17 protein-coding genes and 3 tRNA genes are annotated in these 16,540 nt (G+C 58.1%); 15 read left to right on the top strand and 5 right to left on the bottom strand.

Annotated features, from left to right (window positions below; translation table 11 throughout):
- The first annotated feature begins 46 nt into the window (after positions 1 to 46).
- From eptA to rnt, 5 genes are all read left to right on the top strand, one after another.
- Complete coding sequence (gene eptA / locus SERRSCBI_RS10580; protein WP_042784373.1) at positions 47 to 1,684, top strand: phosphoethanolamine transferase EptA; 1,638 nt, start codon at positions 47 to 49, stop codon at positions 1,682 to 1,684.
- A 102-nt stretch (positions 1,685 to 1,786) separates the two neighbouring features.
- Positions 1,787 to 2,407, top strand: coding sequence for a TetR/AcrR family transcriptional regulator (locus SERRSCBI_RS10575; protein ID WP_042784372.1), 621 nt, complete (start codon positions 1,787 to 1,789; stop codon positions 2,405 to 2,407).
- A gap of 89 nt (positions 2,408 to 2,496) precedes the next feature.
- A complete protein-coding gene (locus SERRSCBI_RS10570; protein WP_033642920.1) occupies positions 2,497 to 3,600 on the top strand; it encodes an alkene reductase in 1,104 nt (367 codons plus the stop codon).
- A 333-nt stretch (positions 3,601 to 3,933) separates the two neighbouring features.
- A complete protein-coding gene (gloA, locus tag SERRSCBI_RS10565) occupies positions 3,934 to 4,341 on the top strand; it encodes a lactoylglutathione lyase (RefSeq protein WP_033652600.1) in 408 nt (135 codons plus the stop codon).
- Positions 4,342 to 4,418: 77 nt separating this feature from the next.
- Entirely contained in the window at positions 4,419 to 5,102 is a 684-nt protein-coding gene (gene rnt / locus SERRSCBI_RS10560) for a ribonuclease T (protein WP_042784371.1), read from the top strand.
- 68 nt (positions 5,103 to 5,170) lie between these two features.
- Here rnt and SERRSCBI_RS10555 read toward each other — a convergent pair whose 3' ends face one another.
- Positions 5,171 to 5,518 (bottom strand): Grx4 family monothiol glutaredoxin, encoded by a 348-nt coding sequence (locus SERRSCBI_RS10555; protein WP_004931329.1) that lies wholly within the window; start codon positions 5,516 to 5,518, stop codon positions 5,171 to 5,173.
- Positions 5,519 to 5,933: 415 nt separating this feature from the next.
- Here SERRSCBI_RS10555 and SERRSCBI_RS10550 point away from each other — a divergent pair, with 415 nt between their 5' ends.
- Together SERRSCBI_RS10550 and sodB are read left to right on the top strand one after the other, a co-directional pair.
- Positions 5,934 to 6,752 (top strand): C40 family peptidase, encoded by an 819-nt coding sequence (locus tag SERRSCBI_RS10550; protein WP_042784370.1) that lies wholly within the window; start codon positions 5,934 to 5,936, stop codon positions 6,750 to 6,752.
- Positions 6,753 to 6,952: 200 nt separating this feature from the next.
- Positions 6,953 to 7,531 carry a superoxide dismutase [Fe] gene (sodB, locus tag SERRSCBI_RS10545; protein ID WP_004931333.1) on the top strand — a complete coding sequence of 193 codons (579 nt, stop codon included), beginning with the start codon at positions 6,953 to 6,955 and terminating at the stop codon, positions 7,529 to 7,531.
- 64 nt (positions 7,532 to 7,595) lie between these two features.
- On the opposite strand, the gene SERRSCBI_RS24720 is transcribed toward sodB, so the two are convergent.
- Positions 7,596 to 7,685 (bottom strand): YnhF family membrane protein, encoded by a 90-nt coding sequence (locus SERRSCBI_RS24720; protein ID WP_094143265.1) that lies wholly within the window; start codon positions 7,683 to 7,685, stop codon positions 7,596 to 7,598.
- Between the two features lie 322 nt (positions 7,686 to 8,007).
- Here SERRSCBI_RS24720 and purR point away from each other — a divergent pair, with 322 nt between their 5' ends.
- Positions 8,008 to 9,033, top strand: coding sequence for an HTH-type transcriptional repressor PurR (purR, locus tag SERRSCBI_RS10540; RefSeq protein WP_004931336.1), 1,026 nt, complete (start codon positions 8,008 to 8,010; stop codon positions 9,031 to 9,033).
- Here purR and punR read toward each other — a convergent pair.
- Positions 9,021 to 9,977 carry a DNA-binding transcriptional activator PunR gene (punR, locus tag SERRSCBI_RS10535; RefSeq protein WP_042784369.1) on the bottom strand — a complete coding sequence of 319 codons (957 nt, stop codon included), beginning with the start codon at positions 9,975 to 9,977 and terminating at the stop codon, positions 9,021 to 9,023. The two genes, purR and punR, sit on opposite strands and share 13 nt — an antisense overlap.
- A gap of 123 nt (positions 9,978 to 10,100) precedes the next feature.
- On the opposite strand from punR, the gene punC reads away from it, so the two are divergent.
- Both punC and cfa read left to right on the top strand, forming a co-directional pair.
- Entirely contained in the window at positions 10,101 to 11,312 is a 1,212-nt protein-coding gene (punC, locus tag SERRSCBI_RS10530) for a purine nucleoside transporter PunC (protein WP_042784368.1), read from the top strand.
- Between the two features lie 344 nt (positions 11,313 to 11,656).
- Positions 11,657 to 12,808, top strand: a complete 1,152-nt coding sequence (gene cfa / locus SERRSCBI_RS10525) for a cyclopropane fatty acyl phospholipid synthase (protein ID WP_033642914.1) — start codon at positions 11,657 to 11,659, stop codon at positions 12,806 to 12,808.
- Between the two features lie 73 nt (positions 12,809 to 12,881).
- Here cfa and SERRSCBI_RS10520 read toward each other — a convergent pair whose 3' ends face one another.
- Both SERRSCBI_RS10520 and SERRSCBI_RS10515 read right to left on the bottom strand, forming a co-directional pair.
- Entirely contained in the window at positions 12,882 to 13,175 is a 294-nt protein-coding gene (locus SERRSCBI_RS10520) for an I78 family peptidase inhibitor (RefSeq protein ID WP_033642913.1), read from the bottom strand.
- 54 nt (positions 13,176 to 13,229) lie between these two features.
- Complete coding sequence (locus SERRSCBI_RS10515; protein WP_033642912.1) at positions 13,230 to 13,880, bottom strand: riboflavin synthase; 651 nt, start codon at positions 13,878 to 13,880, stop codon at positions 13,230 to 13,232.
- Between the two features lie 240 nt (positions 13,881 to 14,120).
- Between SERRSCBI_RS10515 and SERRSCBI_RS10510 the strand changes: the two genes are divergently transcribed.
- From SERRSCBI_RS10510 to SERRSCBI_RS10490, 5 genes are all read left to right on the top strand, one after another.
- Positions 14,121 to 15,497: an MATE family efflux transporter gene (locus SERRSCBI_RS10510; RefSeq protein ID WP_033652604.1), complete on the top strand. Its 1,377-nt coding sequence runs from the start codon at positions 14,121 to 14,123 to the stop codon at positions 15,495 to 15,497.
- 181 nt (positions 15,498 to 15,678) lie between these two features.
- Positions 15,679 to 15,755 (top strand) — tRNA-Val (locus SERRSCBI_RS10505).
- 20 nt (positions 15,756 to 15,775) lie between these two features.
- Positions 15,776 to 15,852: transfer RNA gene (locus SERRSCBI_RS10500), tRNA-Val, on the top strand.
- A gap of 20 nt (positions 15,853 to 15,872) precedes the next feature.
- A tRNA-Val gene (locus SERRSCBI_RS10495) sits at positions 15,873 to 15,949 on the top strand.
- A 121-nt stretch (positions 15,950 to 16,070) separates the two neighbouring features.
- The gene (locus tag SERRSCBI_RS10490; RefSeq protein WP_033652725.1) at positions 16,071 to 16,376 is read left to right on the top strand and encodes a cupin; all 306 of its coding nucleotides are present in this window, start codon (positions 16,071 to 16,073) and stop codon (positions 16,374 to 16,376) included.
- Positions 16,377 to 16,540 lie beyond the last annotated feature (164 nt).

Genomic DNA, 16,540 nt, shown 5'->3' with positions numbered 1-16,540 from the left:
CGGTAGATTTCAAGGCATTATCTACTCTCAGGATCCAGATTTGGCAATGTGGTTACGTCAACGCTTACAGTGCAACAGCCTCGGTTTTATCCTCGCCACCGCCCTGTTCTTCACTCTGTTCCAAAACGCGTTATTCCTGCATCGCGCCTGGTCGTATATCACCTTCGATAGCGTCCACAGCGTGATATTCGCCGCCAGCATGCCGGTGGTGATCTTCTGTGCGCTGAATATTATCTTCAGCGTGTTGACCGTGCCCTACCTGCGCAAACCGCTGATCGTCTTTTTCTTGCTCGGCAGCGCCGCAGCCAACTATTTCATGTACAGCTATGGCGTGGTGATCGACGGCAACATGATGCAAAACGCCTTTGAAACCAACACCCACGAAGCGACGGCGTTGCTGACGCCGCGCATGGGGCTGTGGCTGGCGCTGCTCGGCGTCCTGCCGGCGGCGGCGGTTTGCTTCACCCATATTCGCCAGACCCGCCCCTGGTGGTACATGGTTGGGTTGCGCGCCGCCAACGTCATGCTGTCGTTGGTGGTGATCCTGATCATCGCCGCGCTGTTCTACAAAGACTACGCTTCGCTGATCCGCAACAATAAAAGCGTGGTGAAGATGTTGACGCCTTCCAACTTCGTCGCCGGCACCATCAAGTTTACCGAGCAGCGCTACTTCACGCGCAATCTGCCGCTGGTGAAGATCGGTGAAGACGCGCGCAAAGGGCCGCTGATCGCCGGACAGGCCAAGAAAACGCTGGTTATCCTGGTGGTGGGCGAAACCGCCCGCACCGAAAACTTCTCTCTCGGGGGCTATGATCGCGAGACCAACCCGCGCCTCAAGCAGGACAACGTGGTCTATTTCAAGAACGCCAGCTCTTGCGGCACCGAAACGGCGATCTCCGTCCCCTGCATGTTCTCCAACATGCCGCGCAAAGCGTACGACGCAACTCAGGCGACGCACCAGGAAGGCATGCTCGACGTGCTGGCGCATGCCGGCGTCAACGTGCTGTGGCGCGATAACGACGGCGGCTGCAAAGGCGCCTGCGATCGGGTGCCGCACATCGACATGACCAAACTGAAACTGCCGCAGGACTGTGACGGCGAAGTTTGCATGGACAATGTGCTGTTGTACAAACTGAACGACTATATCAATAGCCTGAAAGACGACGGCGTGATCGTGTTGCACCAGATGGGCAGCCACGGCCCGGCTTATTACCGCCGCAGCACGCCGCAGTTCCAGACGTTTTCGCCGACCTGCAACAGCAATCAGATCCAGGATTGCAGCCATGAACAGCTGGTGAACACCTACGACAACTCGATCCTGTATACCGACGCGATGCTCGATGCCACCATCAAGCTGCTGCAGCAGTATGACGACCGGTTCAATACCGCGCTGGTCTACCTGTCCGATCACGGCGAATCGCTGGGAGAAAACGGCATGTATCTGCACGGCACGCCTTATGTCTTCGCGCCGAGCCAGCAAACTCACGTGCCATTCCTGATGTGGATGTCGGCCGACTATCAGCGCAATTTCGGCATTGATCGCCAGTGCCTGAGCGCACTGGCGGAAAAGGACGACGTGTCGCAGGACAATCTGTTCCACACCCTGCTGGGCATGCTGAATGTGCAGACGCGTGAATATCAATCCCAGTTGGATATTCTGCAACGCTGCCGCAACGCGGCGTAAGCGCTTAACTTCCGCGTGCCGCTGAGGCACAATGCTTGAGACCAACCGGCGTTTTGTGCGCCGGTTTTTTTATTCCCATTGACCTAGACCAATCGGTCTATTATGCTCGGCGCCATGATGACCAAATCAACGCATTGCAACGTGGATACACGTGAACATCTTCTCGCCACCGGCGAAACCCTCAGCCTGCGCCTGGGCTTTACCGGCATGGGGCTGAGCGAACTGCTGGCCACGGCGGGCGTGCCGAAAGGATCGTTCTACCACTATTTCCGCTCGAAGGAAGCCTTCGGCGAAGCGATGCTGCAACGCTATTTCGCGCACTATGATGCGCAAATGCAAAAGCTGTTTGCCGACGAGCATACCGATGCCCGCCACCAGCTCTTGGGGTATTACGCCCAGGCCATCAGTTACCACTGCCGCAGCGAATGTCATAACGCCTGTCTGGCGGTGAAACTCTCCGCCGAGGTGAGCGACCTGTCGGAGCCGATGCGCCATGCGCTGGAAACCGGGACCGCCCGGGTGATCGGCCACCTGCAGGCGGCCATTGAGCGCGGCATCGCCGAGGGCTCGCTGTCGGTAGCCATGAGCCCGGCGGCAACCGCAGAGACGCTGTATGCCCTGTGGCTCGGCGCCTCGCTGCGCGCCAAGATCCGGCGATCGTTGGCCCCGTTGACCAGCGCGCTGGAAAGCATCGAGTTGCTGCTGCGCCCGCTGCAGCCGTAACACCACCGTTCTTTTTTTTGTGAAAATGCAGTTCGTGTTTTTTTATCGCCCACAACTAGACGACCGGTCTATTAAATACAGGATGCACTATGAAGACTGAAAAATTGCTCTCTCCGCTGAAAGTTGGCGCAGTCACCCTGCCCAACCGCGTGTTTATGGCTCCGCTGACGCGTCTGCGCAGCATCGAACCGGGCGACATTCCCACGCCGCTGATGGCGGAGTATTATGCGCAGCGCGCCGGCGCCGGTCTGATCGTGACCGAAGCGACGCAGATTTCCTTCCAGGCGAAAGGCTACGCCGGTGCGCCGGGCCTGCATACCCCGGAGCAGATCGCCGCGTGGAAACACATCACGCAGGCGGTACACGACAAAAACGGCCACATCGCCGTACAGCTGTGGCACGTAGGCCGCATCTCCCACACCAGCCTCCAGCCGGGCGGACAAGCGCCGGTCGCCCCTTCGGCGATCAACGCAGACACCCGCACCACCGTGCGTGACGAAACCGGCGCCTGGGTGCGCGTACCGACCTCTACGCCGCGCGCGCTGGAAACCAGCGAGATCCCGGGCATCGTCAACGATTTCCGCCAGGCGACCGCCAACGCGCGTGAAGCCGGCTTCGACTTTATCGAGCTGCATGCGGCTCACGGCTATCTGCTGCACCAGTTCATGTCTCCGGCGTCTAACCAGCGTACCGATCAATACGGCGGCAGCATCGAGAATCGCACCCGCCTGACGCTGGAAGTGGTCGACGCCGCCATCGCAGAATGGGGCTCCGAGCACATCGGCATCCGCATCTCGCCGCTGGGGCCGTTCAACGGCCTGGACAACGGTGAAGATCAGGAAGAAGCGGCGCTGTACCTGGTGGAAGAGCTGAACAAACGCAACATCGCCTATCTGCACATCTCCGAACCGGACTGGGCCGGCGGCAAACCGTATTCCGACGCCTTCCGTGACTCGGTGCGCGCCCACTTTAAAGGGGTGATCGTCGGCGCCGGCGCCTACACCGCTGAAAAAGCCGAAGCGTTGATCGAAAAAGGCTTCATCGACGCGGTGGCCTTTGGCCGTAGCTACATCGCCAATCCGGATTTGGTCGAGCGTTTCCGTCAACACGCCCCGCTCAACGAACCTAAGCCGGAAACCTTCTACGGCGGTGGCGCCGAAGGTTATACCGACTATCCGTTTCTGACGAAGTAACCCGTCCTGACCCTAAACGGCCACGCAACCGCCTGGCCGTTTTTTTATGCACGCAAAAAGGCCCGCACAAGGCGGGCCGACGTTCCCTGGTGTTGTTATCTGCTACAGGTCAATTTCTACACGGTTACGCGCGGAATTGATAATTGATTGTGCAGATCAATTACTTCGTATCGATCGGTACACTCGATCAATATTTAAACACCCATGGCGAGGGGGCAAAAAGTGACATCGTCACCAACTCGTCACGTTGAATTCCCTTGCGGGACAAGGCTATACTCGCTTGTGCTTCAATCCACCCGCCGTCTGCCACGGCACAGTCAATTCAGAGGAATTATGCGCTTACTCCATACCATGATCCGCGTCGGTGATCTGCAACGCTCCATCGACTTCTATACCAAGGTATTAGGCATGCGCCTGCTGCGCACCAGCGAAAACCCGGAGTACAAATACTCGCTGGCTTTTGTCGGCTATACGGAAGAGAGCGAAGGCGCGGTTATCGAACTGACCTATAACTGGGGCACCGACAGCTACGACATGGGCACCGCCTTCGGCCACCTGGCGCTGGGCGTAGACGACGTCGCCGCCACCTGCGACAACATCCGCCGCGCCGGCGGCAACGTCACCCGTGAGGCCGGCCCGGTGAAAGGCGGCACCACGGTGATCGCGTTCGTCGAAGATCCGGACGGTTATAAAATCGAGCTGATCGAAAACAAACACGCCGGCCAAGGCCTCGGCCACTAAGCCTTTCTCGGGGCGCGCCTGCGCCCCGCTGATTCTCCGCGCGATAGCGCCTGCAACCGGGCGCAAAATTTGCCATAATGCGCGCTGCATTCGATGAAGATAAGAAACTGATGGCCGAAAAAAGTGATCTTAACGCCCTGAGTGGTCGTTTTCGTGGGTTTTATCCCGTAGTAATAGATGTTGAAACCGCCGGTTTCAACGCCAATACCGATGCGCTGCTGGAAATCGCCGCCGTGACGCTGAAAATGGATGAAGACGGCTGGCTGCAGCGCGACGAAACCCTGCACTTCCACGTGGAGCCTTTCGAGGGCGCCAACCTGCAACCGGAAGCGCTGGCGTTTAACGGCATCGATCCGCACAACCCGCTGCGCGGTGCGGTCAGCGAATACGACGCGCTGCACGCCATTTTCAAAGCGGTGCGCAAAGGGCTCAAGGATCGCGGTTGCAACCGGGCCATTATCGTCGCGCACAACGCCAACTTCGATCACAGCTTCCTGATGGCCGCGGCCGAACGCGCCGGTTTGAAGCGTAATCCGTTCCATCCGTTCGCCACCTTCGACACCGCTGCGCTGAGCGGCCTGGTGCTGGGGCAAACGGTGCTGGCCAAAGCCTGCATCGCCGCCGGCATGCCGTTCGACAGCAGCCAGGCGCACTCCGCGCTGTACGACACCGAACAAACCGCCCTGCTGTTTTGTGAGCTGGTTAACCGCTGGAAGCGTTTCGGCGGCTGGCCGCTGCCCGCCGGCGATCTCGCCGAATAAGCCCAATAAAAAAGGCGGCCCAGTTTGCACTGGCGCCGCCCGTTACGCGATAACCGCACGTCTGTCGATTAAGACTGCTGGTCTTCCTGCGCTTTATACTTTTCTGCCGTTTCTTTGATCAGCTGCTGCAATTCGCCGCGCTGATACATTTCGATGATGATATCGCAACCGCCGACCAGTTCACCGTCTACCCACAGCTGCGGGAAAGTCGGCCAGTTGGCGTATTTTGGCAACTCGGCGCGGATGTCCGGGTTTTGCAGAATATCCACATAGGCGAAACGCTCGCCGCAGGCGGACAGCGCTTGCACAGCCTGCGCGGAGAAGCCGCAGCTCGGCAGCTTTGGCGAACCCTTCATGTACAGCAGAATCGGGTTTTCAGCGATCTGGTGCTGAATTTTTTCAAGTGTCGTCGTCATTTATTGCTTCCTCAAGCCACATTTCATGGCTACAACATGCATCACGCGGGCTATTGTAGCGGCTGGAACAGTCGCAAGAAAACGCCATCTTTTGCAAGGATATTCGCCCGCCGCCGATCGCGTTTCACCGGCCACGTCATTCCGGTCAAAACATACGTTGAGAATAACATTTTTAATCCGACCATTTCACTAATATATTGCGCCGCGATGACGGCGCGGCTTAATTATATCCACCGCCGCCGCCTGGCGCTTTTTTATACATCAACAGGCTGATTTTAAACCAAAAAAATGTCATTAACGTTTTCTCACAATATGGATTATTATTTATGAGTTCTTCGCTGTTTTATATGGCGAAATTCGGGAATACTGTAACTCTTTCGATATCCGTTTCGGGGCCAAGGTTGGTGACGTCGACATGCGTTTAATTCTTACGCTCTTTGCGCTGCTGTTTACGCAGCTCTTCTTCAATTTGGCGCACGCTGCGCCACAGGCGCGTGTTGCCGCCGAGCAGCGTAAAAGCCATGCCAATGAAGCGCGGCCCGATGACCGCAGAAAAAAGAAAGCGGATAAAGCCGCCAAAAAAGCCAAAGTGACGGCCCCCGAGAAAAAAACCAAGACCGCCAAGGTCAAAAGCGAGAAAAGCGCGAAAAAGATCGTCAGCGCCAAACCCAAGGCCAAAGCGCAGAAAACCGCCAAAATTAAAGTCACCCCGCCGAAAAAGGGCTACAAAAAAGGCTATGGCCGCCACCGCGAAGCCGGTATGGCCACCGCCAAGCTGGCGCGTGATGAAAAACCGTTGAAACTCAGCCCGGCGCACAAAAAGCGTTACCAGCACGCCAAGCAGACCGCGATGGCCAAGCTGATGGATCAGATGGGCAAGCCTTACCGCTGGGGCGGCAGCTCGCCGCGCACCGGCTTCGACTGCAGCGGCCTCATCTATTACGCCTATAAAGACGTGGTGAAAATCAAGATGCCGCGCACTGCCAACGAAATGTATCACCTGCGCGACGCGGCGCCGATCAAGAAAAGCGAACTGGAAAGCGGCGATCTGGTGTTCTTCCGCATTAACAACCGCGGCGTGGCGGATCATGTCGGCGTCTACCTCGGCAACGGCAAATTCATCCAGTCGCCGCGCACCGGCGAAGAGATCCGCATCAGCCAGCTCGATAACGACTATTGGCAGAACCACTACATCGGCGCTCGCCGCGTAGTGACGCCGAAAACCATCCGTTAATTCCCTGCTCTGAGCGGTTGCGGCCTCGGCCGCAACCGCCTGCTCAAGCTATCGCCCATCGCACTCCCCCACGCGCATTTCTCGCTTTTCCTCCTGTTTTTTATGATGAAAATTGTTAAGATTGAATGACCACAATAAAAAACGGCCCATCCGGCGTTCGCCCCGGCGAGAAGCTGAATGGCGCTGTAAAGGAGGAAGCAATGTCGTTTGAATTACCTGCATTACCGTATGAGAAAAACGCGCTCGAGCCGCACATCTCCGCCGAGACCCTGGAATACCACTACGGCAAACACCACAACACCTACGTGGTTAACCTGAACAACCTGGTGAAAGGCAGCGAGTTCGAAGGCAAATCGCTCGAAGAGATCATCAAGACCTCTAACGGCGGCGTGTTCAACAACGCCGCGCAGGTGTGGAACCACACCTTCTACTGGCACTGCCTGTCGCCACAGGGCGGCGGTGAACCGCAGGGCGAACTGGCGGCGGCGATCGTCAAATCCTTCGGCTCTTTCGCTGCGTTCAAAGAGCAGTTCACCGATGCCGCCGTGAAAAACTTCGGTGCCGGCTGGACCTGGCTGGTGAAAAAACCGGACGGCGCGCTGGCGATCGTCAACACTTCCAACGCGGCAACCCCGCTGACCGGCGAAGACAAACCGCTGCTGACCGTTGACGTGTGGGAACACGCGTATTACATCGATTACCGCAATGCGCGTCCAAAATACCTGGAAAACTTCTGGGCGTTGGTCAACTGGACTTTCGCGGCGGAAAACCTGGCGTAAGCGCAGGCCTTGCCTAAGTGATGAGGCGCAGCTTGGCTGCGCCTTTTTTAAAACTGGCGGGAAATCAGTTCAACGCGGCGACAAAGCTGAAAGCGATGATCATCGCCAATGCGCAAACGGTGGTGAACAGCGACATCTTCAGATCGGTATCCATGACAACTCCTTTAAAATGGGCTTTCCTAAGGATAAAAGGCGCACAATTAGTACGTCAAATCATTTTCCCACAGTTCGCCGATAAAATCTTGTTATCATTTCCCGGTTTATAATCTCGATTACCTCTTCCACTTTTGTTCAATATGCGACAAAATTCGCAGTTCACAACTGCGTACCGGCATTCATGCCCCTCCTGATTAAGCGCTGACGACTTCAACACTAAAAACTCAGTTTTCGCTTCTCTGGAGAAGGATCTACGTAGGCAAACGATTAACATCACACTTACATGCTGTAAACATGTGAGTTCAGGAGTCATTCCTTACATGGCAACGATTAAAGATGTGGCCAAACGCGCGGGCGTTTCCACCACCACCGTTTCGCACGTCATCAATAAGACTCGTTTCGTCGCCGAAGAGACCAAAGCGGCCGTGTGGGCCGCCATCAAAGAGCTGCACTACTCGCCGAGCGCCGTGGCGCGCAGCCTGAAAGTCAATCACACCAAGTCTATCGGTCTGCTGGCCACCTCGAGCGAAGCGCCCTACTTTGCCGAAGTGATCGAGGCGGTGGAAAACAGCTGCTACAGCAAAGGCTATACCCTGATCCTGTGCAACTCGCACAACAATCTGGACAAACAGCGCGCCTACCTGGCGATGCTGGCGCAAAAGCGCGTCGACGGCCTGCTGGTCATGTGTTCCGAATACCCGGATCAGCTGCTGGGCATGCTGGAAGACTACCGCAACATCCCGATGGTGGTAATGGACTGGGGCGCCGCGCGCGGCGACTTCACCGACACCATCATCGATAACGCGTTCGAAGGCGGCTATCTGGCCGGGCGTTATCTGATCGAACGCGGCCACCGCGATATCGGCGCTATCCCGGGCCAGCTGTCGCGCAACACCGGCGGCGGTCGGCATCAGGGCTTCATGAAGGCGCTGCAGGAAGCGCATATCGATATTCGCGAAGAGTGGATAGTCCAGGGTGACTTCGAGCCGGAGTCCGGTTACAAGGCGATGCATCAAATTCTGTCGCAAAAACAGCGACCGACCGCAGTATTCTGCGGCGGCGACATCATGGCGATGGGCGCCATCTGCGCCGCCGACGAACTGGGGCTGCGGGTGCCGCAGGATATTTCCGTGATCGGCTACGACAACGTGCGCAACGCCCGCTACTTCACCCCGGCGCTGACCACCATTCATCAGCCGAAAGAGCGTCTGGGCGAAATGGCCTTCACCATGCTGCTGGATCGCATCATCAGCAAGCGCGAAGAATCGCAGGTGATCGAAGTGCATCCGAAGCTGGTCGAACGCCGTTCGGTCGCCGACGGTCCGTTCATCGACTACCGCCGCTGATCGTCCTCCCTACCGGAAGCCGGCGCGGCTTCCGGTGCCGCCTCACTCAGCCACTCCTGATTCAGCGTCTCGCCATCGCCCAAATACGCCAGCAGCCAACTCATCGCCGGTGACGGTTTATCCTGTTGCCAGGTCAGGCAGCAGGGGCTGGCGGGAAACGGCTGCTGCAACTGCAACGCCTTCAGCTCACCGCGCTGCACCCGCGGCAGCGCCAGATGCGCCGGCATCATGCCGACGCACAATCCGGCGCACAAACAGTCGAGCGCCGAGGTCCAGTCCGGCACCACCAGCCGCCGCTGGTTATCCAGCGTCCAGGTGACGCGCTTGGGCAGATTGCGCGAGGTGTCTTCCAGACAAAGCGCAGGGTACGGCCTCAACCGATCGTCATTCAACGGCCCTGCCAGCTGCGCCAGCGGATGCTGTGGGCTGACTACGCACAGCCAGTTCATATCCCCCATGTCGCGGAAAGCGAAGCCGCCGCCGACCGGCACCGCGCGGGTGGCGCCGATCGCCATGTCCACCCTGCCGTCCACCAACGCATCCCACACGCCGTTAAACACCTCGGGTTGCAGCATCAACTCGACGTCGGGGAAATGACGGTAGAAATCCAGCACCAGCTGGCGGCTGCGCTGCGGTTTGACGATGATGTCCACCGCGATATTCAGCTGACCGCGCCAGCCGTTGGCCACCTGTTGACAGTGGCGGCGGGTGTCGAGCATTTTTTTGATAACAGCTCGCGCATCCTTGATAAACAGCGCGCCGGCCGGCGTCAGTTCCACATCTCGGTGACGCCGCTCAAACAGCGGCACCGCCAGCCATTGCTCCAGCTGCCGCACGGTATAACTTACCGCCGACGGCACCCGGTGCAGCTCCTGCGCCGCCGCGCTGAAACTGCCGGTGCGCGCCACCGCATCAACGACCTCGAGAGAATATTCAGACCACATCGCTTTGCCTTCAATTTTTTTAACAGCACTTTGCAAATATTACCGTTTCACAAGCAGAGATCCAGCCGGATACACTGGCCAGCGCTAAAAACCTGCGACACTAAAATATTAACGAGAAATACCATGCGAAATTCCTTTGGTTTTATGTTCTACCTCGCCGGCCTGAGCATGCTGGGTTATCTGGCGACCGATATGTACCTGCCCGCCTTCGGCGCCATGCGGGAGGAACTGCAAATTTCCGCCGGCGCGGTCAGCGCCAGCCTGAGCATCTTTTTGGCCGGCTTCGCCTTCGCGCAGCTGCTGTGGGGGCCGCTCTCCGACCGTCTGGGGCGCAAACCGGTATTGTTGATTGGCCTGACGCTGTTCGCGCTCGGCTGCCTGGGCATGCTGTGGGTGGAAAATGCCGCGCAGCTCTGGATACTGCGCTTTATTCAGGCCGTAGGCGTCTGTTCCGCCGCCGCCATCTGGCAAGCGCTGGTGGTCGACCGCTATCGTGAAGGCCAGGCCAACCGCGTATTCGCCACCATCATGCCGCTGGTGGCGCTATCGCCGGCGCTGGCGCCGCTGCTGGGCGCCTGGCTGCTGAACCACGCCAGCTGGCGCGCGATCTTCGCCGTGCTGCTGGCCATCACCGCCTTGTTGCTGCTGCCGACGCTGCTGCTCAAAGAGAACGCCAGGCCAAAACCCGCCGTCGACGCGCCAAAAAGCAGCGTCAGTTTTTGGCAATTATTGAAATCCCCGGTATTCAGCGGCAATGTCGCCATGTACGCCGCCTGTTCGGCCGGTTTCTTCGCCTGGCTGACCGGCTCGCCGTTTATCCTCGGTGATATGGGCTACGGCCCGAGCGACATCGGCCTGAGCTATGTGCCGCAGACGCTGGCCTTCCTGCTGGGCGGTTACGGGTGCCGCGCCGCGCTCAAGCGCATCAATGGCAAAACCCTGCTGCCGTGGCTGCTGGTAGCTTATGCTGTCAGCATGGTGGCTCTGTATCTGGTGGCGACCCTGACCAACCCGACGCTCACCACGCTCCTGATCCCGTTCTGCGTGATGGCGCTGGTCAACGGCGCCGGCTATCCGATCATGGTGGCCAACGCGCTGATGCCGTTCCCGGACAGCAGCGGCAAAGCCGCCGCGCTGCAAAATACGCTGCAGCTGGGGCTGTGTTTCGTGGCGAGCATGCTGGTATCGACGTTTATTGCGCAGCCGCTGTTGGCGACGGTGACGGTGATGGTGTCCACGGTGATACTGGCCGCGCTGGGGTATTTCCTGCAGCGGGGAAAAGCGGCCAAGGCGCCGCAAGAAACGCCGCGCGAACATGCTAACTCAGCGTCATAATTGCCAAGCTAAATAATCACTTAAAGAATATGCGTGCCGAGTGCGATTTACAGTTGAGTCAATGCCTCGGCGCGCCTATACTCAAAAACAACCTTGTAAAGTAACACCTTATAATCTCTATATCTCAATTAGCTGTTGTGTACGCGTCTTGCGTCACACTCTTTTTTTGAAGACGCGTTTATCCCGCGCCGTTTGCGTCGGGTCGCTTCTTTAAATTTCCTCTGTTCATAGTCGGATATCAGACGCCGCGGGCTTATTTCCCGTCGGTATACGTATGCACCCGCAGAAATTGTCTAAGCTGTTTCCTAACGGGTCATCAGTCAGAAGAAGGTGATGGAGAAGCTATGAGTTCATCGTGTATAGAAGATCTGAGCATCCAGGATAACCAGTGGTACCGTATCGCGCACGAAATGCTCGGTCTGGCCGGTATCGAAATTAACGGATCGCGCCCTTTCGATATTCAGGTTAAAAACCCCGAATTCTTTAAACGCGTTTTGCAGCAAGGCTCCCTGGGTCTCGGCGAGAGCTATATGGATGGTTGGTGGGAGTGCGAACGGCTGGATATATTCTTCCAGCGCGTGGTCAGCGCCGGGCTGGAGAAGAAGCTCCCCCACCACCTGAAAGATACCCTGCGTATCGCCGCGGCGCGCCTGACCAATCTGCAATCGAAAAAGCGCGCCTGGATCGTCGGCAAAGAGCATTACGATCTTGGCAACGATCTGTTTACGCTGATGCTCGATCCTTACATGCAGTACTCCTGCGGCTACTGGAAAGACGCCGCCACGCTGGAGGAAGCGCAAGAAGCGAAACTGCGGATGATCTGCGAAAAACTGCAGCTGCAGCCGGGCATGCGCTTGCTGGACATCGGCTGCGGCTGGGGCGGCCTCTCCGCCTATGCGGCGAAAAATTACGGCGTGTCGGTGGTCGGCGTGACCATTTCCGCCGAGCAGCAGAAGCTGGCTCAGGCACGCTGCGCCGGGCTGGACGTGCAGATCCTGCTGCAGGATTATCGCGATCTGCATCAGCAGTTCGATCGCATCGTCTCGGTCGGCATGTTCGAGCACGTCGGGCCGAAAAACTATCGCACCTATTTCAACGTGGTAGAGCGCAATCTGGCGCCGCACGGCCTGTTCCTGCTGCACACCATCGGTTCCAACAAGACCGACATGAACGTCGATCCGTGGATCAACAAATATATCTTCCCGAACGGCTGCCTGCCCTCGGTGAGGCATATCGCCGAGGCCAGCGAAGGCCATTTCGTGATGGAAGACTGGCACAACATCGGCGCCGACTACGATCGCACGCTGATGGCCTGGTTCGAGCGCTTCAAGCAGGCGTGGCCGCAGCTTGCTCCACGTTATTCCGAGCGCTTCGAGCGGATGTTCAGCTATTACCTGAACGCCTGCGCCGGCGCGTTTCGGGCGCGCGATCTGCAGCTGTGGCAGGTGGTGTTCAGCCCGAAAGGCGTTGAAGGCGGCATCCGCGTCGCACGCTGAACGCTCCCCTAATAAAAAAAGCCCCGGCAACCTCATCGCCGGGGCTTTTTTTTGCTCTTTCGAACCAGGCGGCTTAGCCGCAGTAAACGCGGATGATTTTATCGTTGCTATCGCCGAGGAAGTTCAGACGGCGCAGGTTGAAATCCATGGTGACGGCAGAGTTGTACGGAATGGCGCGCACCTTGGATTCGATCCGCACGCCTTCCAGCGACGTCATCGGCTTGCCGACGTAGTTTTGATACTGCGAAGCGCCGCAGGTATCGTCCGCATCGGCCACTTGCGCGCCGCCGCCCTGCTCAGGTGAACTGCTGCAGGCGCTCAGCGCCAGCAACGCGGTTAACAACAACGTTTTCCCATAAAACTTCACGCGTTTCTCCTCTCTGCTTATGATTCGACTCCGGCGGCAACGCCCGAATCGCTGTCAGTCTTTGTGCGCCGGCGCCACCGCCGCCGCCAGCGTCGCTTCCCGATTGGCCAGCACGCGTTCGACGGTGTCCACTACCGCCTGCGTCTGCGGATCGATCTCGATGTTCACCTTATCGCCCAGGCGTTTTTTACCCAGCGTAGTGCGCTCCAGGGTTTCCGGGATCAGATGCACGCAGAAACGGTTATTCACCACTTCGCCGATGGTCAGGCTAATGCCGTCGATGCCGATGAAACCTTTGTGCAGCACATATTTCATCAATTCCGCATTCGGCATGCGCAGCCATACCTGACGGTTATTTTCCGAGGTATAAATTTTGGCCACTTCCGCCGTGCAGATAATATGGCCGGACATCAAATGACCGCCAATTTCATCATTGAATTTCGCCGCGCGCTCGATATTGACGATGTCGCCCAACGCCAGATCGCCGAGGTTGGTCAGGCGCAACGTTTCCTTGATCAAATCGAAGCTGACGCGATTGCCTTCCACCGCGGTGACGGTCAGGCAGCAGCCGTTATGGGCCACCGACGCGCCCAGCTCCAGCCCCGGCAGCAATTCTGCAGGCATCTCGATCACATGGGTGCGGAAATTGGGTTTCTCATCAATGGCGACCAGCGGCGCGGTGCCTTGTACGATACCGGTGAACATATGTGCCTCTTCTTACTCAATAGATTAAAACGCTTCCGGCAGTTTGCCCCAGTTGGCGCTGAAAACCAAATCCGCGACGGCAAAAAACGCGTCCCTGCGCATTTAATAACTATTTATCTGCGGCGTTTGCTTAACGACGCCGAGCAGGTACAATATTTTTTGACAAAATTCCGCTATTTTAATTGTTGTCCTCTCGCGGCAGCCCTCCCTCCCACATATATAAAATAGAAAGGTGTATGCGTGCAGAAGTACTTAATTGAAGCGCGTAGTTTATTGGCTCTCGCTATCCCGGTGATCATCGCGCAAATCTCGCAAACCGCCATGGGCGTGGTGGATACCATCATGGCCGGCGCTTACAGCGCCACCGATATGGCGGCGGTTGCGGTCGGCACCTCTATCTGGCTGCCGGCCATCCTGTTCGGCCACGGCCTGCTGCTGGCGCTGACCCCGGTGATCGCCCAGTTAAACGGCGCCGGCCGTCGCGATCGTATCGCCCATCAGGTGCGTCAGGGCTTCTGGCTGGCCTCCGGCGTTTCCGTGCTGTTGATCGTCGTGCTGTATAACTGCAAATTCGTCATCGACATGATGCACAACATCGATCCGCAGCTGGCGGATAAAGCCGTCGGTTATCTGCACGCCATCATGTGGGGCGCGCCGGGCTATCTGTTCTTCCAGGTGATGCGCAACCAGTGCGAAGGGCTGTCCAAAACCAAGCCCGGCATGGTGATCGGCTTCCTCGGCCTGCTGGTGAATATCCCGATCAACTACATCTTCATCTACGGCAAGTTCGGCATGCCGGAGCTGGGCGGCGTGGGCTGCGGCGTCGCCACCGGCAGCGTCTACTGGATCATGTTCCTGATGATGCGCTGGTACGTGAAGCGCGCGCCGTCGCAGCGCGACATCAAGCGCCAGGCAGGCGATCTCGGCGGCCCGGACTGGGCGGCGCTGAAGCGCCTGATCGGCATCGGCATGCCGGTGGCGCTGGCGCTGTTCTTCGAAGTCACCCTATTCGCCGTGGTGGCTCTGCTGGTGTCGCCGCTCGGGATCGTCGCGGTCGCCGGCCACCAGATCGCGCTTAACTTCAGCGCGCTGATGTTCGTGTTGCCGCTGTCGCTGGGCGTCGGCGCCACCATTCGCGTCGGTTATCGTCTGGGAGAAGGGTCGGTGGAAGGCGCGCGCGTCGCCGCTTACTCCGCCATCGGCGTCGGCATCACCATGGCTGTCTGCACTGCGCTGTTTACCGCCACCTTCCGCGAACCGATCGCCCTGCTGTACAACGACAGCCCGGCGGTGGTGGCGATGGCCTCGCAGCTGATGCTGCTGGCGGCGCTGTATCAAATCTCGGATTCAATCCAGGTGATCGGCAGCGGCGTGCTGCGCGGTTATAAAGATACTCGCGCGATCTTCTTCATTACCTTCATCGCTTACTGGGTGTTGGGCCTGCCGAGCGGCTATCTGCTGGCGCTGACCGATGCGGTGGTGCCGGCGATGGGGCCGAGCGGTTTCTGGATCGGCTTTATCATCGGCCTGACCTTCGCCGCCATCATGATGGCGCTGCGCATGCGCTGGCTGCAGAAACAGCCGACCACCGTCATCCTGCAGCGTTCTACCCGCTGAGTCCCTTCCCGGCCGGTTTTCTCCCCGGCCGGGCAGCGGGTTGCGGAAAAAAACGCCTGTCTGCGCACAACCTCAGCAATCGCGTGAAATACCGAATAAAATTGCGTTTTTCCCCTTGCCAGCACGCGGGTAGCTCGTTAATATTCGTCCCCGCTGTCAGCCATGACAGACAGGAAAAGATGCGTCCGTAGCTCAGTTGGTTAGAGCACCACCTTGACATGGTGGGGGTCGGTGGTTCGAGTCCACTCGGACGCACCAAATTCCAGAAGCAGTACAGTGCGTCCGTAGCTCAGTTGGTTAGAGCACCACCTTGACATGGTGGGGGTCGGTGGTTCGAGTCCACTCGGACGCACCAAATTTCAGAAGCAGTGCAGTGCGTCCGTAGCTCAGTTGGTTAGAGCACCACCTTGACATGGTGGGGGTCGGTGGTTCGAGTCCACTCGGACGCACCATATTGCTGATTCACCTCTCCCCCTATCGCGTTATAATTCTCGCTGTTTCGTCTCTGCCCGACCGCTCGATTTTTCATGTCGATTGCGCCGAACTACCGCCATCAGCCATCAGGAACGCCACATGACCACTTTCACCGCCAACACCGCCTTTTTACCGCTCGACAATGGCCTTGCCCGTCGTGAAGGCGTGATGAGCGACGGTTCGCCGGCAGCGGAAGTGCGTTTCGAGACCGGGGCCTTCGGCCAGCTGCAAAAACCCGCGCACGCGCTGCAAACCCGGGTGATATCGGGTGAATTCGAGTTCACCCTCGGCGGCGACACGCGGACAGTGCGGGCCGGCGAGAGCCTGACCCTGCCGGCCAACGTCGCCAGCGGCTGCTTCTGCCTGAGCGCCGGTGTGCTGCTGGAAATCCCGCAAACGCGCTAAGCCGCATTTACAGCAAGGTTATTTGCGCAACAAGCCGTACGCAACGCGTTGCATTTGCGCCACATTTGCCCTCGTTTTGACATATCCGCCGCACCGCCGCGGTTTTTTATTTTGTTTCCCGCCGCTTAGCCTTTATAATGCGCAACGTCTATCAGTTGAATGGT

The sequence above is a fragment of the Serratia sp. SCBI genome (assembly GCF_000747565.1).
Lineage (GTDB): Bacteria > Pseudomonadota > Gammaproteobacteria > Enterobacterales > Enterobacteriaceae > Serratia > Serratia ureilytica.
This window is presented reverse-complemented; position numbering and strand designations above follow the sequence as displayed.

Excerpts from the sequence above, each read along its gene's own strand:
- eptA (WP_042784373.1), top strand. The coding sequence starts at position 47 with ATGTGGTTACGTCAACGCTTACAGTGCAACAGCCTCGGTTTTATCCTC.
- SERRSCBI_RS10575 (WP_042784372.1), top strand. The coding sequence starts at position 1,787 with ATGCTCGGCGCCATGATGACCAAATCAACGCATTGCAACGTGGATACA.
- SERRSCBI_RS10570 (WP_033642920.1), top strand. The coding sequence starts at position 2,497 with ATGAAGACTGAAAAATTGCTCTCTCCGCTGAAAGTTGGCGCAGTCACC.
- gloA (WP_033652600.1), top strand. The coding sequence starts at position 3,934 with ATGCGCTTACTCCATACCATGATCCGCGTCGGTGATCTGCAACGCTCC.
- rnt (WP_042784371.1), top strand. The coding sequence starts at position 4,419 with ATGCGCGCTGCATTCGATGAAGATAAGAAACTGATGGCCGAAAAAAGT.
- SERRSCBI_RS10555 (WP_004931329.1), bottom strand. The coding sequence starts at position 5,518 with ATGACGACGACACTTGAAAAAATTCAGCACCAGATCGCTGAAAACCCG.
- SERRSCBI_RS10550 (WP_042784370.1), top strand. The coding sequence starts at position 5,934 with ATGCGTTTAATTCTTACGCTCTTTGCGCTGCTGTTTACGCAGCTCTTC.
- sodB (WP_004931333.1), top strand. The coding sequence starts at position 6,953 with ATGTCGTTTGAATTACCTGCATTACCGTATGAGAAAAACGCGCTCGAG.
- SERRSCBI_RS24720 (WP_094143265.1), bottom strand. The coding sequence starts at position 7,685 with ATGGATACCGATCTGAAGATGTCGCTGTTCACCACCGTTTGCGCATTG.
- purR (WP_004931336.1), top strand. The coding sequence starts at position 8,008 with ATGGCAACGATTAAAGATGTGGCCAAACGCGCGGGCGTTTCCACCACC.
- punR (WP_042784369.1), bottom strand. The coding sequence starts at position 9,977 with ATGTGGTCTGAATATTCTCTCGAGGTCGTTGATGCGGTGGCGCGCACC.
- punC (WP_042784368.1), top strand. The coding sequence starts at position 10,101 with ATGCGAAATTCCTTTGGTTTTATGTTCTACCTCGCCGGCCTGAGCATG.
- cfa (WP_033642914.1), top strand. The coding sequence starts at position 11,657 with ATGAGTTCATCGTGTATAGAAGATCTGAGCATCCAGGATAACCAGTGG.
- SERRSCBI_RS10515 (WP_033642912.1), bottom strand. The coding sequence starts at position 13,880 with ATGTTCACCGGTATCGTACAAGGCACCGCGCCGCTGGTCGCCATTGAT.
- SERRSCBI_RS10490 (WP_033652725.1), top strand. The coding sequence starts at position 16,071 with ATGACCACTTTCACCGCCAACACCGCCTTTTTACCGCTCGACAATGGC.